We start from the raw sequence: 16814 nt of genomic DNA, 5'->3' as shown, positions 1-16814 counted from the left end.
GCCTATTGTGCGGTGGCCAATGGTGCGGCGGCCTGTTGTGCGGCGGCCTGTTGTGCGGCGACCCATGGTGCGGCGGCCTGTTGTGCGGCGGCCTATTGTGCGTCATGAAAGATCAGCCCCAGCGTGTGGCGTCGGCCCGTGTGCAGCGCGCTGACGCCGTGCCGCATTGCCGTCTTGCGCCAGCCGCGCACGCCCGGCACGGGACGCAGGTTCACGGTGAAGATCAGCGCGTCGCCCTGTTGCAAGGGCAGCACGTCGATGCGTTGCTCGCGGCTGCTGGTCTCCTGCATGACGAATTCTCCGCCCGTGAAATCGTGGCCGGGGCGCGACAACAGGATGGCCACTTGCAGCGGGAACACGTGTTCGCCATACAAGTCCTGATGCAGGCAGTTGTAGTCGCCCGGGCCGTATTGCAGGATCAACGGCGTGGGGCGGCGCTGGCCGGCGTCGTGGCAACGTTGCAGGAAGGCGGCGTGGTCGTCTGGGTATTGCACCGCAATGCCCAACTGCCGGTTCCAGCGGTTGGCAATGGGAGCCAGGCGCGGATACAGCGCGGTACGCAGCTCATGCAGCAAGGGCGGCAAAGGGTAGGAAAAATACTTGTATTCGCCCCGCCCGAAGCCATGCCGCGCCATCACGATGCGGCTGCGGTAGCGGTCGGGTTCGTCGTACCGGTTTGCGAAGTCGTCGCATTGCGCGGGCGTCAACAAGCCGGGCACGATGGCATTGCCGTGCGCGTCCAACGAGTGCGTGATGGCGGTCCAGTCCAGGTCGGGCAAGGCGGGGCAGGGCGGGGCATCCATGGCGATCGGCAAGTGCGGTGAAACAAAACCGTGAATCTACGTCCAGCAGGGGTGGCGGCGAACTCCGCTTGTTGCGATGGCGATAAGCCCGGCAAATGGGACATTACGAACGTTATAGCAGCGCGTCTCAAGACCTGCCACAGCCGCGTGCCACGGGAGCGGGCCAGAGGCAGCGGGCAAAGGCAGCGTGCAAAGGCAGCGTGCCAGGGCAGCGTGCCAGGGCGCGGGGCTACAGCCACCAATCGCCGCCGCAAGTCACCCGTCACAGCAGCGATTCCAATGGCAGCAGGGAAACGAACCATACCGAGAACCGCTTCCACGCCGACGTGCCGGGCTCGGTATCGTGGCGCACCCTCTTGCCATCGCGTTGCTCCTCCCAGATCACGTCGCCCTGCTCGTTCAGGCATACGCGGTAGGCCAGCTTGGGCAACTCTTGCTGGAAGGCGTTGGCGATGCCCGCCGCGAGCGTGGGGCTGTCGATGACAAAGCCCAGCTCGGTATTCAGGGTGGCGGATCGCGGATCAAAGTTGAACGATCCGACGAACACGCGCCGGCCATCCACGGCAAAGGTCTTGGCATGCAAGCTGGAACCCGAGCTGCCAAAGGGCCCCATGCTTTTGTTGCGATCCGCGCCGCGCGCCTGCCGCTTCATCTCGAACAGTTCCACACCACTGGCCAGCAAGTCCTTGCGGCGCCGGGCATAACCGGAATGCACCACCGCCACGTCGGTCGCTTCCAGCGCGTTGGTCAGCACCTGCACCTTGACCCCGCTTTGCGCCAGCTTTCCGAATGCCTCCGTGCCACGGGCGGTGGGCACGAAGTAGGGCGACACCAAGTACAGATCCTGCGTGGGCGCGCCGATGATGTCGTGCAACTGATGCGGCAGCATGGCTTCGGGTGGCGCGGTGCCCAGTGTCTTGCGCGGGTCGTCGCTGACCATCCGGGTATCGGCCCATTCCAGCGTCAGATCACCGGCCAGCAACTGCCGGATGAAAGGCAGCCGCTTCATGGCACGCGCGTACGCCGCGGCCTCGGGCGAGCCCTCGACTTTGCTGGCCTGCTCTTCCAGCGCGTCCAGCTCGCCGGGGCCGGCCGGTTTCAGTATCCGGTCGACCGGGTAAGCCGAATCGCTGCTCCAGTAGCGGTCAAAATCCTTGGACACGTCGTTCACCGCCGCGCCGATTGCCAACACGTCCAGATCGGTGAACAGCACGCCGCTGGTGGCCCCAAAGTACTCGTCGCCGATGTTGCGGCCGCCGATGATGGTGGCCTGGTTGTCGGCGGTGAACGACTTGTTGTGCATGCGCCGGTTCAGACGGCTGAAATCCGTGACGTAGCCCAATGGCTTGGGCCAGCGCAACACAAACGGGTTGTACAGCCGCACCTCGATCATCGGGTGGGCGTCCAGCGCGGCCAACACTTTATCCAGCCCGGCCGTGCCGTTGTCGTCCAGCAGCAGGCGCACGCGCACGCCTCGGTCGGCCGCGGCGTGCAGCGCTTCCAGCAGCATGGTGCCCGTCATGTCGTTGTGCCAGATGTAGTACTGCACATCCAGGCTGCGCTCGGCGGCGCGGGCCAGCATCATCCGGGCGGCGAAAGCGTCATGCGCATCGCCCAAGGGGTGGATGCCCGACTTGCCGGGGTGCGCGGCGGCCAGCGGCGTGATGCCACGGCCCAGCGCGGTGGCCGCTGCGTCCTCGGGCGTCAGCGCCTGTGATTCGTGGCGCTTGTCCAGCGGGGGCAGGCTGCAACCACCCAGAAACGATAGGCAAAGGAGGGGCATGAGTAGGGTTCGGGCCAAAAGCATGCCGTATTGTGCCGAATTTCCTCACGCCATCGGCGCCTTGTGGGGTTTCCGTGTCTGAGATAAATTCCCGGATATGGAAAATGCAAGCAACGATCTTGATCTGGACCGCCGCATCGCCCACCGGCTGCGCGCACTGAGGCAGGAACGCGGCTGGTCGCTGGACGAGCTTGCCGGCCTGGCTGGCGTCAGCCGCGCCACGCTCTCACGCCTGGAAAACGCCGAGGTCAGCCCCACGGCGTCTGTGCTGGGCAAGCTGTGCGCCGCGCACGGCATGACCATGTCGCGCCTGATGATGATGGTGGAAGACGACTTCGCGCCGCTCGTCCCAGAAAGCGCTCAAGCCGTGTGGGTGGACGACAGCGCGGGATTTCGCCGGCGCTCGGTGTCCCCGCCCGCGCAGCAACTGGCCGGCGAAGTGCTGGCCTGCGAACTGGCGCCCGGCGCCCGCATCGCCTACGACCAATCGCCCCGGCCGGGCCTGGAGCACCACCTGTTGATGCTGGAGGGCGAACTGGCCATCGCTGTCGACGGGCAAACGTACACGTTGGCGCCGGGCGACTGCCTGCGCTACCAACTGTTCGGCGCCAGCCTGTTCGTGACCCCGCCGCAACGCGGCGCCCGCTACCTGTTGTTCATCGTCTGAGCCCACCATGAAGTCCATGCCACCCATGCCACCCATGCCACCCATGTCACCCATGACACTAGACCGCGCCAATACCGACGTAACCCTGTTGACGGCTGACGCCGCCCGCGCCTGCCTGAACGAGCTGGGCGACATGCTGCATGCCTGCGTGCACGGCGGCGCCAGCATCAGCTTCGTCCTGCCGTATTCCGCCGACGACGCCCAAGCATTCTGGCGCAACAAGGTGCTGCCGGCGGTAGAAGGCGGCCATCTGTCGCTGTGGGTCGCCCGCCAGAACGGCCGCATCGCCGGATCGGTGCAACTGGATACCGACACCCCGCCCAACCAACCGCACCGCGCCGAGATCCGCAAACTGCTGGTCCACCCCGACTTCCGCCGCCGCGGCATCGCCCGCGACCTGATGCGAGCCGCGGAAGCCCACGCCATCCACCTGGGCCGCACCCTGCTTACCCTGGACACCCGCAGCGGCGACAACGCCGAACCGCTATACGCATCGCTGGGCTACGCCACGGTAGGCCAGATCCCCGGCTTCAGCCGCGACCCGCACGATCCAGGCAAGCTGGACGCGACAACGATCATGTACAAGCGGGTTTGACGGGCTCGGCAAAGCCGCGGAGTTCGTCGATCTCTTTGGGGAACGAGGTGTAGGGCACGCTGTATTCGATGAATTCGGCGAGGCTTTCGGGGATCCCTATCAAGACCAACCAGAGGATTTTTGCGGGCGCTCACAATGACGCCCACCGCTTCCCTTTTGGGCTGGCAAGGTCGCTGCGGTACCTGTCAGCCCAATCGCGGTAGAAACGCAAGAAGGTCCACAATAAAAACGGGCCAGATTTGACCCGGTCGAGTCAAATCTGGCCCGCTAGCCTGGCCGCTTACCGCAGGCAGGGACGTTATGCCATCAAGCCAGCGGCTTGATACCCACGCTGTACGGGGGCGCGTTGCCGCGGGCGGGGGCTTTGATCTTCAGCATCGAGCCACCGGGGGTGAACTCGAATTCCTGAAACGGCACTTCAAACCATTGGTGAAAGCTGGTGCGCGAGAACTCAGGCACCCAGACTTTGGGGCGCTTGGCGTCGCAGTGGAATTCAACCAGCGTGCGGTCGATGCCCAGCGGACGCGTGTTGCCAATGCGGTAGCTGACGCGCAGCTCGGCGCTTTCTGTCGAACCGGGGCGCCAGGTCAGGCCGATGGATTCCATGAATTGTTCAATCGCCTGAATACCGCGATGCATAGTTGACTCCGAATGCTGGCGGGCGACGCGCGCCCACAAAAATCCGCCGCATGCAGCGGCGGGAAACACCCGAATTATCCGACATTCCGCGTCGGGATGCCCAGAACGGGCCTTCCTGGGGCTGCTGCAAGCGCAGCGAGCCTGGCGCGGCGAGCGGAAGTCAATGTCACAGGGCGCGGGCCGCCCGATGCGGCCGGACAGGTCATCAACGTAGAAATAGGCAGGTTTCACGCAAGAACGAGCCTGTACGCACGGGCGCTCGATTTCTAACATTCTCTTCAGGCTAAGGGGCGGTGCTTTTCACGGAAAGCGCGGCGATCGGAGCCGGCCGCCAGGCATCTTGCCGGGGGGCGCAAGCACGCAAGCAAGCACGCAAGCAAGGGAAGAAAATCGCATGAACTCCGAAAAAATCTGGCTGGTGACGGGCGCATCCACGGGCTTGGGCCTGGTGTTGGTGAAGACGCTGCTGGGCCAAGGTCACAAGGTGGCGGCAACGTCGCGCGATGGCGATGCGTTGTTGGATGCGGTCGGGGCCAAGCTTGAGGGCCAGTTCCTGCCGTTGACGGTGGATCTGGCCAACGATCGCAATGTGCGCCGCGCGGTGGACGCGACGGTGGCCGCGTTTGGCCGCGTTGATGTGGTGGTGAACAATGCGCGGGCGGCCTGCCCGGGGTCGTTGGCCGAGCTGTCCGATGCGCAGGTGCGGGCCGCCTTCGACATCAACGTCTTCGGCACGCTGAACGTGATACGCGCCGTGCTGCCGCGCATGCGGGCGCAGGCAGGCGGCCACATTATCAACGTGTCGTCGATTCTGGGCTTTGATGGTGGCCATGCCGAATGGGGCGCATACAGCGCGGCGAAGTTCGCGGTATGTGGCCTGACCGAGGCGCTGGCCGCCGAGGCTGCCGCGTGGGGCGTGCGCGTGTCGCTGGTGTACCCGGGCGCGATGCGGGCAGGCTCGCCGCAAGACGGCGGCGGTTCGCCGGAACGTGCCGCGCGTGGGGCGCACGCGCAAGAGGGGGGCGACGTGGCCAAGGCCGCGCAGGCGCTGATCCAGGCGGCGCACGCGCAATACGCGCCGCTGCACCTGTTCCTGGGCCGCGACGCCTTCGATCAAGCGCGCGGCAAGATCCAGTCGGTGCAGCAGGAATTGGCGCGATGGCGCGAGATGTCGGTGTCCATCGGCTTTGTCGACGAACGGCGTCTGGCCGCATGAGCGCTGCGGCGGCAAGGCGGACTTGATTGCCCGCCCGTTCGCGTACCCGTTATCCGCCCCAGCCGCGCGCAACCTGCCAGGCGCCCAGCACGGCAAGGCTGATCATGAAGCACAGCTTGAACATCCGCGCCGACAGCTTGTTGCGCAGCCACTGCCCCAGCGCCATGCCCGCCAGCGCGGGCAACAGCATCATTACCGACGACCCGGCCGCGTTCGGGCTATAGCCGCCGTTGATCCACAGGCCAAGCGCCAACGCCACGGTGGACACCGTGAAAGAGATGCCCATGGCCTGGATCAGCCCGTCCTTGCCCAGGTTCAACGCTTGCAGGAACGGCACGGCCGGGATGACGAACACGCCGGTAGCCGCCGTGATGACGCCGGTCACCGCGCCCACCAGCGCGCCCAGCGCGTGCTCGTGGCGGCGCGGCACGCTGGGCGGCGTGCCGAACAGGCCCCACGCGGCATAGGCGATCAGCGCCAGCCCCAGGGCGACGCCGGCCCACTGCCCGCTGGGCGCGCCCAGCCACAGCGCGCCGGCCACCGTACCCACGCAGATGCCGACCTGCATGGCGCCGATGCGGCGCAAGCTGTGCGGCAGTGTGGGCCAGGGACGCGCTTGCCAAAGATTGGTCACCAGTGACGGCACGATCAGCAAGGCGGCCGCCTGCGCCGGCGCCATCACCAATGCCAGCATCGCCATCGAAATGGTGGGCAGGCCCAGGCCCACGACGCCCTTCACCACGCCGGCCAGGACGAACACCGCGATGACGGCGGTCAGCATCGCCGGGGTGCCGCCGGGCACCAGGTCGGCGGGGGTCATGGCGTTGCTCCGTTGGCGTCCAGGCTATGGCTGGTCCTATGGCTGTGGCTATGGCTATGGCTATGACTGTGGCTATGGCTATGGCTATGGCTATGGCCATGGCCATGGCTGGCCCGGATGCGCAGCGTCCGATCAGCCGAAAAGAAACGCGCGGGCAGGGACGCTGGAACGAGGCGATTGATACGGCGGGAAGTCATGGTGTAACGGTCGGCATTGGAGTCGAAGGCAGCGTAAGTGGCGCAGGTAAGCAGGCTTCGATTTTGCGCCGTCACGTACCGCCACGCGATCGGGAAATTGCATAGCCTGCCTATGGCTGCACCATAGCCAGCGCGTGCTACGCTGCCCGAATGCGATTCGACCTGACCGACCTTCGTCTATTCCTGAACGTATACGAAACCGGCTCCATTACCGCCGGCGCGCGGCGTACGCATATGACGCTGGCGTCGGCCAGCGAGCGCATTCGTGGCATGGAAGGCACGTTGGGCGTCGCCCTGTTGCTGCGCGCGCATCGCGGGGTCGAGTCCACGCCCGCCGGACGCACGCTGGCGCATCACGCGCGTGTCGTGCTGGGGCAAATCGACCGCATGCGGGGCGAACTTGACCACTACGGCCAGGGCTTGAAAGGGCACGTGCGCGTGCTGTGCAACACCACGGCGCTTACCGAGCACCTGCCGCCGGTGCTGGGCGATTTTCTGCGCGACCACCCGCGTGTCTCGGTGGACCTGGAAGAACGCACCAGCGTGGAAATTGCCGATGCGCTGCGCGCGGGCGCTTGCGACATCGGCGTGCTGGCCGATTCGGCTGACTTGCAGGGCCTGCGCACGCGCGTCTTCCGCCACGATCCGCTGACCTTGGTGGTGCCGCGCGGCCATGCGCTGGCGAACCGGCGTTCGGTCACGCTGGCGGAGGTGGCTGACGCGGATTTCGTGGGGCTGATTGAAGGCAGCGCGCTGCAAGAACATTTGGCGCATCACGCGCGCCGTGGCGGCAAGATGCTGTCGTACCGCGTGCGCCTGCGCGGCGTTGACGACGTGTGCAAGATGGTGGGGCGGGGCGTGGGCATTGCCATTGTGCCGCGGGCCGCCGCCGTGCGCCTGGGCAGGACGGCCGGCGTGCAACGCGTGGCGCTGGCGGACGATTGGGCCACGCGCGATCTGGTGCTGTGCGTGCGCGACACCCTGCCGGCATACGCGGATGCGCTGGTGTCCTACGCGTTGCGCGATGCGCCCGTCAAGACCCCGCCAGCGGGCGAGCCTTTGGCAGATGGCCGCGCTGAAACCACGAGCCTGACGCGATCGCGACCAGGATGATCAGCCCGTACAGGCACATTGCCACGGCCGCCACCAGGAAGAAAACCGTCAGTGACCCCGTCAGGTGCAGGGCGATGCCGCCCGCGCCCACGGCGGTGACCAGGCGCAGGCAACCGGCCAACAGCGGCCACTTCAACCGGCCCGCGCCCTGCGAGGCAAAGTACATCGAAAACCCCAACGCAAAGAATCCATACACCGGCCCGACCGTTTGCAGGTAAAGGGCGCCGGCGTGCAGCATGTGGTCTTCGGCGCCGAACAATCGCAGCCAGGCTTCCGGGAAAAACGCCGCTGTCAGGCCGATGGATTCGGCCAGCACGAACGCCATCGCACCGCCCGTCAACGCGATGCGCACGGCGCGCTCGGGCTGCCCCGCGCCGATGTTGGAGGCCACCATCGCCACCATGGGCGCGCCCAGCCCGAACGCGATGGGCATCAGCAGGTATTCCAGCCGCACGGCAATGCCGTAGCCGGCCACCGCCGCCGTGCCGGCATAGGCGCCGACCAACGCGGCAATCAGCGCTACCTGGGCGTTTGTCAGCAGTGGATTCAACGTGGCCAGCGCGCCCACGTTAAGAATGCTGCGCATCAGGGACAGGTGCAGTCGGCTGATGACCAGCCGCGCGGGGTTGCGGCCGCTGGCGCAGTAGACGCCCAGGATCAGCGCGCCCACGCCGTAGTAGATGACCAGCGCCCAGCCGCCACCCGCCACGCCCAGCGCGGGAAACGGCCCCCATCCGAAGATCAGGCAGGGCGACAAGGGCACCAGCAACAGCGCGCCGCCGCAGATCACCGCGCCCGGCACCAGCATGTTGCCGGTGCCGCGTATGACGCTGGCAAAGGCGTTCATCAACCACATCAGGATGATGCCGCCAAAGATGACATTGGAATACGCCAGCGCCGCGTCCAGCGCTTCGCCCTGCGCGCCCAGTGCGCGATACAGTTGCGGGCCGAAGACCAGCAACAGTACACAGAACAGCAGGCCCAGCAGCGCGTTCAGCACGACGGCGTGCAGCACCAACTGGTTGGCCTCTTCCTGGCGCCCACCGCCCAGCGCGCGCGCCACGGCGGCCGAGATGCCGCCGCCCATCGCGCCTTGCGACATATTGCCCATCAGGAACAGCACCGGCACGACCAGCGCCACGCCCGCCAGCACCGATGTGCCCAGCCGCGCCAGGAACCACGTTTCGATCAGGCCGGTGGCGGACTGGGCCGACATCATCAGGATATTCGGCCAGGCCAGGCGGGCCAGCGTGGGGGCAATGGGCGCATGAAGCATCGCTTGCAAGCGCGCGTTGGCAGGGCGTGGCGGGGGAGTCGCTGACATGGTTGGTGGCCGGAAGGGGGGCGATGGCTAGGGCGGAGTCGGGGGCGAAAGGGGCGAAAGGGGGCGCTGCAAAGGCACTGCGAAGGACACGGTAAAAGGCGCTACGAAAGGCACGGCAAAGGCACTACGAAAGACACGGCAAAGGCGCTACGAAGACACGGCAAAGGCGCTGCCTGGGCGCGTCACGAGGTGGGATAAAATTTACGTGCATATGCCAATATCTGTCAACAATGCGCTGGACGCCGGCCGTTCCCGGCAGTAGCGTATTGAGCTTGCCCGATCCACTTTGCCTGCCCGTTTGCCACGCACATGTCCGACGCTGAACCCGCCACGTCCGGTCCAACCTCCGGCCCAACCTCCGGCCCAACCTCCGGCCCGATCCCCGGCGCTGCCCCGGGCCAGACCTCCGGCCCGATCCCCGACCCGCTCGTCTGCAACGGCGCCGCCTTGCGCAAGGCGACCCGGCGCGTCTCGCAGCTGTATGACACGGTGCTGGCGCCTTGCGGTTTGAAGGTGTCGCAGCATTCCATCCTGGTGCACATCGCCCGTGCCGGCACCCCGTCCATGACCGACCTGGCGCGCGCGCTGGTGCTGGACCGGTCCGCGCTGGCGCACAACCTGAAACCGCTGGAGCGCGACGGCTATGTAGAAACCTCGCGCGACGAACGCGATGGCCGCAGCCGCCGGGTGGCGCTGACCGACGCGGGCCGTGCCAAGCTGGCGGAATCCAAACGCTTGTGGAAGGATGCGCAGCGCCGTTTTGAAGCGGCCTACGGCACCGAACGCGCGGCCGCATTGCGGCATGCCTTGGCGGATATTTTTTCCGAGGACTTCGCCCTGGCCTTCAGCCGGGGCTAGCGCGCGGCCACCGCCTGCCACAGCACGCCGGCCAGCACACAGCCCATGCCCAACGCTTGCGCCGCCGTCACCGTTTCGCCCAGTACCGTTGCCGCCAGCAGCACGGCGCACGTCGGCGCCAACGCAGTGAACAACGCCGCTTCCGCGCCGCGCACGCGCGCCGCGCCCGCATACCAAAGCAGGAAGCCGCCCACCGTGGGCACCAGCGCGTAGTAGCCCACGGCCATCATCGCGCTGCTTGAAAAGGTGAGCGACCACGGGGCTTCGGTCACGCTGGCCAGCGCCGAAAACGCCAGTCCAAACCCGGCCATCACCGTCGACAGTGCCAGCGGCGGCACGGGCACGTGCAAAAGTTTGTTCAGCAGGATGAACAGCCCTTCGCACACGACCGCGCCCAGAATCAGGGCGTTGCCGGTCCATGACGCGGGCGTGTCCGCGTCACCACCGCCCCGCGCCATCAGCGCGACGCCCGCGGCGGCCACGGCAATCGCGCCCAATGTCGCCTTGCCCGGCCGCTCGCCCAGCAGCAGCATCGCGATGCCCGCGGACACCAGCGGCAGCGTGCCCAGGATGACGCCGCCGTCCACCGCCGACGCGCGCTGCAAGCCGGCGATCAGCAATGTCGTGTAGCCCACGCTGCCGGCAATGGCTTGTGCCGCCAGCAGCATCCAGTCGCGTCGGCCCAGGCGCGGCACGCGGGCGCCGGTGGCGGCCATCAACACCGCAAAGCACGGCAGCGCCAGGGCAAAGCGCAAGGCGGTGGCGGTAAAAGGCGGCATGCCGGCGCCGATGATCTTGCTGGCCACAACCGTGCTGCCCACCAGCACCATGGCCGCCGCCAGAAAGCCATAGCCTTGGAACCTGTTCCTTGCGTTCATTGCCCCGTCCTTGCTGAAGAAAGCCGCAGCATGGGCCGACGCGCGCACGCGGTCTTGAATGAAATTGCAGGGCTGGGTCAGTAGGAGGGCGGTATCGGCGGCAGAGGTCTGCCTTGAACGAGCTTGCATTGCCGCATCGGGCAGCAGTGGTCCGCCGTGAGGAGGATTGCGCCACCGCATCGCGCGGCAAGGGCCGCCCCGAGCAGGATTGCGCCACCGCATCGCGCGGCGGTGCCCGCCCCGAGCAAGATTGCGCCACCGCATCGCGCGACAGTGCCCGCCCTTGAGTCCAATTCCATGGAATGAAACGCCACTGCCGCCTCAGGCGGCGCGGGCCGCTGATGCGTAATGGCCGGGCGACACGCCGTAGGCGCGCGCGAACAGCCGCGTCATGTGGCTTTGATCGGCAAAGCCGCTGGCGGCGGCGACGTCGGCCAGCGTCATGCCGCGCCGGATCAGCTGCCGCGCCAACAGCAGCCGACGTTGTATCTGATAGGCGTGCGGCGTCATGCCGGTGGCGCGTGTGAAGGCGCGCAGCGCTTGATAGCGGCTGAGTCCGCTGGCGGCGGCAAGGTCGGCCAACGACAGCACGGCGGCGGGGGTGTCGTCGATCAGGTCCCGCGCATGGCGGATGCAAGCGGGAACACCCGCGCGCGCATCCGGCGTCAACTCGGGTGCGCGCTCGCCGTGCGCCTGCATCAGGATGCGCAGCAATAACGCGTCGCTAGCCAGCGGGGCAGGGCTGCCGATGGCGTGCGCGTACAAGCGCAACACGTCGCGGGCAAGGTGGGGCTGGTCGCGTGCCGGGTAGACGAATTCGTAGGCGGCGGCCAGGCCGCCGGCTTCGGCAAGCTGGCCGGCGGCGTCCATCACCACGTCCGGGTCCAGGTAAAGCATCTGCCAGGCGCGCGGCGTGTCTCCGATGGGCGCGCCGTCGTGCACTTCGCCGGGGTTGACGGTAATGACGTGGCCCGGGCCGGCCGTGACCTGGCCCCGGCCGCTGTGGGACACCTGCGCGCCCTGGCGCATCACGCCGATACCGAACTGATCATGCGTATGCCGCGCGAACGCATGGCGGCTGCGCGCGGCAACGGCCTGCACGCCGGCAAGCACGCTGCGCTGCATCTGGAATTGACCGGAAGGCATGGACGGATAGGGTGGGGCTGGGCGCGTGGCGGTGGCCCAGTATCGCTTGCCGATCCCGACGCGATCAAGCCTATTGCAAGCCGTTCCAGCGCGCCACCGACGGCTCGGCCGCCGCCCATTTCCACTGGCCGTTTTGCTGGCGGCAGATCAGGCTGGTGTAGGCGGGGGCGGGCGAGTCTTCCTGCTCGACCGTGAACAGCACTTCGCGGCAGCGGGTCAGTGGCGTGTCGATATCGCGCACCACCTGGATGCCGCCGTTCTCGTTACCCACGGGCAGCGCATGCCGGATCTGCCAGTGGCGGATCTGGCCGATCGGCAGGTCGCCCGCCGCGTTGGCCATCACGTTCTGTTGATCGTTCTTCCATTCGCGCAGCACGTATTTCACCGTGGCGTCCACGGCGGCCTGCACGGTCACGCCGATGGCGTAGCCCGCAACCGGGTTGGCCGTGGCCGCGCCGCTGACGGTGCCGACCACGGCGCCCGTGGCCCCGCCGATTGACGAGCTCTGGCAGCCGGACAACAGGGCGCCGGCCATCAGCGCCAACACACAAACACGCGGGATCACTGCAACGACCCCCAACGCGCCGTGGCCGGCTCGGCGCTGGCCCAGCGCCACTGCGCGCCGTCGCGGCAGATGGTGGTGACGTAGAACTCGCGCGCGAGTTCGTCCTCGGCCTTGTTGGAGGGCTTGTGGGTGGCCTTGTTAGCGGCCTTGTTGGCGGCCTTATCGGCGGACTTGTCGGCGGATTTATCGGCAGGCTTATCGGCTGGCGTGTCGATAGAAAACACCACTTCCTTGCATTGCAGCCCGACGCCGCCGATCAAGCGGCTGACGGCAACCTGCCCCTGCGCGTCGCTTTCGATGGGAATCTGGTGCTTGACGCGCCACGGGCCCACGGCGCCTACGTCCAGCGCGCCGGCGGCTGTGGCGATGGCGTCCTGCTCTTCGCCGCGCGTCTTGCGCTGCGCGTAGGCCAGGGCCGCTTTCGCGCCGGCCTGTACGCCCAGGCCGATGCCGGTGGCCACGGTGGCGTTGTCGGTAACTTTGTTGGCAATGGCCGTGCCCGCGATACCGGCGGCCGCACCGGTGCCTTCGTTAAGCATCGAATTGCAGCCGGACAGCGCGGCGGATGCGGCAAGGCCGATCAAGGCAAGGGCAAACGCGCGGCGCGGCGCGTGTGAGGGCGGGGTGGGGAACAAGCGGCGGCCTCCTGCATGAATCTTGGCGCCGCAAGTATAGGATCGGGGTGGCCGGGCACGGGCCAACGTTTGCATTGGTTGACAATTTTGTCGACAAACGCCCGCTTCAAGGCCTTCCGTCAATTCCCCGGCCGCGCGCCCTTGGTATAGACCTCGCGCAGCTTTGACGCGAACAGCGCGTCCACGTTGCGCCGCAGGCCATCGGCCCGCGTGAACAGCGAGATCGGCGGCAGCGTCCAGTCAAACGAATACGGCACGATGGCCGCGCCCGCGATCCGCACCAATTCGTCGGCGATATCGGCCGGCAGGATCGACACGGCGCGGTCGCTGGCCACAATCATTTCACCGATCAGCTTGGACGAATCGCTTTGCACCGATGGCGGCGGCGGCGCCACCCCCGCACGCAGGAAAATCTCCGCCACCTGGTCCCGGATGGGGCTGCCCGGCGTGCCCAGAATCCAGTCCAGGTCGGCCAGCCGCTCCCATTCCAGCCGCGACCGCCCCAGCCGCGCCGCCAGGCGCCGGCTGGCGATCAGGCGGGGCTGCTGGTGGTACAGCACTTCAAAATCGATATTGCTCAGGTCGACCGACGGCGTGGCCCAGCCCACCACCACATCCAGCGTGTGGTCGCGCAGCTGGCGCAGCAGCGCGGGGCCCTGGCCTTCGTGGATGGTTGCGGTAATGCGCCGGCCTTGCGGCAAGGTGCGGCCAATGGCCGCCGACAGCATCTGGCCCGACACAAACGGAATGACGCCGATGTGCAGATGGGCGGCATGGCCCGCCGCCACCGCTTCCATTTCCTGCACCAGATGGCCCAGGTCGTGAACCAGCCCACGCGCCCGCGCCAGCACCACGGCGCCCAGCGGCGTGGGCGTCATGCCGCGCACCGAGCGGTCGAACAGCGGCACGTCGAACATGCTTTCCAGTTCAGCCAGCGCGTTGGTCACGGCGGGCTGGCTGGTGGCCATGTGTTCGGCCACGCGGGTCAGCGATCCGTGCTGCTCGATCTGTAACAGCAGCATCAGGTGGCGCATCTTCAGCCGCGAGGTCAGTTTCCGGATTACCGCATCCGGGTCAAAGGCCGTCATAGACACGTCATAAGGTAAAGGTAATGGGACGATATTAAATCCGAATCAACACCTTATGTCTGCGCGCCTAGAATTTTTCCCATATTCACGTCACCCTTTTATTTCGCCACACGAGGCTACCGCCGCATGAATTCGCCCTCCGACCGCCAGGCAGCATTGGACTATCACGAGTTTCCCACCCCGGGAAAGATTTCAGTGGTGGCGTCCAAGCCGCTCGTCAACCAACGCGATCTGGCGTTGGCGTACTCGCCGGGCGTTGCCTCTGCCTGTGAAGAAATCGTGGCCGACCCGGCCAACGTCTACCGCTACACCGCGCGCGGCAACCTGGTGGGCGTGATTACCAACGGCACGGCCGTGCTGGGCCTGGGCAACATCGGCGCGCTGGCCTCCAAGCCCGTCATGGAAGGCAAGGCGGTGCTGTTCAAGAAGTTTGCCGGCCTGGATGTGTTCGACATCGAAATCAATGAAACCGATCCGGACAAGCTGGTCGAGATCATTGCCGGGCTGGAGGCCACTTTCGGCGGCATCAACCTGGAAGACATCAAGGCGCCGGAATGCTTCACCGTCGAGCGCAAGCTGCGCGAGCGCATGAAGATTCCCGTGTTCCACGACGACCAGCACGGCACCGCCATCACGGTATCGGCCGCGTTCATCAACGGCTTGAAGGTCGTGGGCAAGGACATCAAGAAGGTCAAGGTCGTGACCTCGGGCGCGGGCGCTGCTGCCCTGGCGTGCCTGGATTTGATGGTGGACCTGGGCCTGCCGCTGGAAAACATCTGGGTCACCGACATTGAAGGCGTGGTCTACGAAGGCCGTGTCGAACTCATGGACCCGGACAAGGCGCGTTTCGCGCAAAAGACCGATGCCCGCAAGCTGGCTGAAGTGATTCAGGACGCCGACGTGTTCCTGGGCCTGTCCGCCGGTGGCGTGCTCAAGCCCGAGATGGTTGCGGCCATGGGCACGCGCCCGTTGATCCTGGCGCTGGCCAACCCCACGCCGGAAATCCTGCCGGAAGTGGCGCATGGCGTGCGTGACGACGTGGTCATGGCCACGGGCCGTTCCGACTACCCGAACCAGGTCAACAACGTTCTGTGCTTCCCGTACATTTTCCGGGGCGCGCTGGACGTGGGCGCCACCACCATCACGCGTGAAATGGAAATGGCCGCCGTGTACGCCATTGCCCAGTTGGCGGAAGAAGAGCAGAACGAAGTCGTTGCGGCCGCCTATGGCACCTACGACATCTCGTTCGGCCCGGAATACCTGATCCCCAAGCCGTTCGACCCCCGTTTGATCGTGCGCATCGCGCCGGCCGTGGCCAAGGCCGCCATGGAAGGCGGTGTGGCCACGCGCCCGCTGGCCGACCTGGAAGCCTACGAAGAACAGTTGCAGCAGTTCGTGTACCACTCGGGCGCGTTCATGAAGCCGCTGTTCTCGGCCGCCAAGCGCATCGTGCGCGGCGGCGGCAAGGCGCGCATCGTGTTCACCGAAGGTGAAGACGAACGCGTGCTGCGCGCGGTGCAGGTCGTGGTTGACGAAGGCCTGGCCCGTCCGATTCTGGTGGGCCGCCCCGCCGTGCTGCTGTCGCGCATCGAGAAATTCGGCCTGCGCCTGCGCCTGGGCGAAGACGTTGAAGTGACCAACCCCGAATACGACGAACGCTTCCATCAATACTGGACGACGTACTGGGAACTGATGTGCCGGCGCGGTATCACCAAGGAAATGGCGCGCGTGGAAATGCGCCGCCGCCTGACCTTGATCGGCGCAATGATGGTGCACCTGGGCGATGCCGACGGCATGGTCTGCGGCACGGTGGGCGCCTACCACGACCACCTGCGTTTTGTGGACGAAGTGATCGGCCGCCGTCCGGGCGCCAACGTGTATGCCGCGATGAACATCCTGCTGCTCAACGAGCGCACGGTGGTGTTGGTGGACACGCATGTCAACGATGAGCCCACGGCCGAGCAGATCGCCGAGTTCACGGTGATGGCGGCGCAGGAAATGGCCCGCATGAATCTGGCGCCCAAGGTGGCGCTGCTGTCGCGGTCGAATTTCGGCACGGGCAGTTCCGCGTCGGGCGCCAAGATGCGCCGCGCGCTGGAGCTGGTGCGCGACGCCGCGCCCGAGATCGAAATCGACGGCGAAATGCACGGCGATTGCGCGCTGGACGAGGCGCTGCGCATGCGCATCCTGCCGTCGTCCACGCTGAAAGGTGAAGCCAACCTGCTGGTGTGCCCGAACGTGGATTCCGGCAACATCGCCTACAACCTGCTCAAGACGGCCGCGGGCGGCAACGTGGCGGTCGGCCCGATCCTGTTGGGCGCGAACGCACCGGTGCACATCCTGACGTCCAGCTCCACGGTGCGCCGCATCATCAACATGACGGCAATGACCGTGCTGGACGCCAACCGCGTCGAAACGTCGGCCTGAGGCTGAGGCGTTTCGCGCGTGGCTGCAATCAACGCCATCGTCAACGCCGTCAATCAACGC

Annotated in this window: 16 protein-coding genes; 6 read left to right on the top strand and 10 right to left on the bottom strand. The window is 66.6% G+C overall.

Annotation, left to right across the window (positions count from 1 at the left end; translation table 11 throughout):
• Positions 1-92 precede the first annotated feature (92 nt).
• A complete protein-coding gene (locus tag KYT87_RS23640) occupies positions 93-803 on the bottom strand; it encodes a 2OG-Fe(II) oxygenase (RefSeq protein WP_219990976.1) in 711 nt (236 codons plus the stop codon).
• 262 nt (positions 804-1065) lie between these two features.
• Positions 1066-2610 (bottom strand): phospholipase D family protein, encoded by a 1545-nt coding sequence (locus KYT87_RS23635; protein ID WP_240433960.1) that lies wholly within the window; start codon positions 2608-2610, stop codon positions 1066-1068.
• A gap of 73 nt (positions 2611-2683) precedes the next feature.
• Between KYT87_RS23635 and KYT87_RS23630 the strand changes: the two genes are divergently transcribed.
• Entirely contained in the window at positions 2684-3253 is a 570-nt protein-coding gene (locus KYT87_RS23630) for a helix-turn-helix domain-containing protein (RefSeq protein WP_219990975.1), read from the top strand.
• Positions 3254-3305: 52 nt separating this feature from the next.
• Complete coding sequence (locus tag KYT87_RS23625; protein ID WP_219990974.1) at positions 3306-3848, top strand: GNAT family N-acetyltransferase; 543 nt, start codon at positions 3306-3308, stop codon at positions 3846-3848.
• A 306-nt stretch (positions 3849-4154) separates the two neighbouring features.
• Here the strand turns inward: KYT87_RS23625 and KYT87_RS23620 are convergent, their stop codons facing one another.
• Positions 4155-4487 (bottom strand): hypothetical protein, encoded by a 333-nt coding sequence (locus KYT87_RS23620; protein WP_006221349.1) that lies wholly within the window; start codon positions 4485-4487, stop codon positions 4155-4157.
• A 394-nt stretch (positions 4488-4881) separates the two neighbouring features.
• Here KYT87_RS23620 and KYT87_RS23615 point away from each other — a divergent pair, with 394 nt between their 5' ends.
• Positions 4882-5703, top strand: a complete 822-nt coding sequence (locus KYT87_RS23615; RefSeq protein ID WP_219990973.1) for an SDR family oxidoreductase — start codon at positions 4882-4884, stop codon at positions 5701-5703.
• Positions 5704-5752: 49 nt separating this feature from the next.
• On the opposite strand, the gene KYT87_RS23610 is transcribed toward KYT87_RS23615, so the two are convergent.
• Positions 5753-6523 carry a sulfite exporter TauE/SafE family protein gene (locus KYT87_RS23610; RefSeq protein WP_219990972.1) on the bottom strand — a complete coding sequence of 257 codons (771 nt, stop codon included), beginning with the start codon at positions 6521-6523 and terminating at the stop codon, positions 5753-5755.
• Positions 6524-6870: 347 nt separating this feature from the next.
• Here KYT87_RS23610 and KYT87_RS23605 point away from each other — a divergent pair, with 347 nt between their 5' ends.
• Positions 6871-7833, top strand: a complete 963-nt coding sequence (locus KYT87_RS23605) for a LysR substrate-binding domain-containing protein (protein WP_219990971.1) — start codon at positions 6871-6873, stop codon at positions 7831-7833.
• Here the strand turns inward: KYT87_RS23605 and KYT87_RS23600 are convergent.
• The gene (locus KYT87_RS23600) at positions 7754-9157 is read right to left on the bottom strand and encodes an MATE family efflux transporter (RefSeq protein ID WP_219990970.1); all 1404 of its coding nucleotides are present in this window, start codon (positions 9155-9157) and stop codon (positions 7754-7756) included. The two genes, KYT87_RS23605 and KYT87_RS23600, sit on opposite strands and share 80 nt — an antisense overlap.
• Positions 9158-9466: 309 nt before the next feature.
• Here KYT87_RS23600 and KYT87_RS23595 point away from each other — a divergent pair, with 309 nt between their 5' ends.
• Entirely contained in the window at positions 9467-10015 is a 549-nt protein-coding gene (locus KYT87_RS23595) for a MarR family winged helix-turn-helix transcriptional regulator (RefSeq protein ID WP_370638728.1), read from the top strand.
• Here KYT87_RS23595 and KYT87_RS23590 read toward each other — a convergent pair.
• From KYT87_RS23590 to KYT87_RS23570, 5 genes are all read right to left on the bottom strand, one after another.
• Complete coding sequence (locus KYT87_RS23590) at positions 10012-10893, bottom strand: DMT family transporter (protein ID WP_219990969.1); 882 nt, start codon at positions 10891-10893, stop codon at positions 10012-10014. The two genes, KYT87_RS23595 and KYT87_RS23590, sit on opposite strands and share 4 nt — an antisense overlap.
• A 321-nt stretch (positions 10894-11214) precedes the next feature.
• Positions 11215-12039 carry an AraC family transcriptional regulator gene (locus KYT87_RS23585; protein ID WP_219990968.1) on the bottom strand — a complete coding sequence of 275 codons (825 nt, stop codon included), beginning with the start codon at positions 12037-12039 and terminating at the stop codon, positions 11215-11217.
• A 70-nt stretch (positions 12040-12109) separates the two neighbouring features.
• On the bottom strand, positions 12110-12604 hold the full coding sequence (locus tag KYT87_RS23580; RefSeq protein ID WP_255593460.1) for a hypothetical protein: 495 nt from the start codon (positions 12602-12604) through the stop codon (positions 12110-12112).
• Positions 12601-13239 carry a hypothetical protein gene (locus KYT87_RS23575; RefSeq protein WP_219990967.1) on the bottom strand — a complete coding sequence of 213 codons (639 nt, stop codon included), beginning with the start codon at positions 13237-13239 and terminating at the stop codon, positions 12601-12603. Before KYT87_RS23575 ends, KYT87_RS23580 begins: the two co-directional genes overlap by 4 nt.
• Before the next feature lie 119 nt (positions 13240-13358).
• Positions 13359-14327, bottom strand: coding sequence for a LysR substrate-binding domain-containing protein (locus tag KYT87_RS23570; protein WP_046805149.1), 969 nt, complete (start codon positions 14325-14327; stop codon positions 13359-13361).
• 126 nt (positions 14328-14453) lie between these two features.
• On the opposite strand from KYT87_RS23570, the gene KYT87_RS23565 reads away from it, so the two are divergent.
• On the top strand, positions 14454-16754 hold the full coding sequence (locus KYT87_RS23565; protein ID WP_219990966.1) for an NADP-dependent malic enzyme: 2301 nt from the start codon (positions 14454-14456) through the stop codon (positions 16752-16754).
• The last annotated feature ends 60 nt before the right edge of the window (positions 16755-16814 follow it).

It is taken from the genome of Achromobacter sp. ES-001 (genome assembly GCF_019448355.1).
Classification (GTDB): Bacteria; Pseudomonadota; Gammaproteobacteria; order Burkholderiales; family Burkholderiaceae_B; genus Achromobacter; species Achromobacter spanius_B.
Note: the sequence above shows the minus strand (reverse complement) of the source record. Positions and strands in the feature narration are given on the sequence as shown.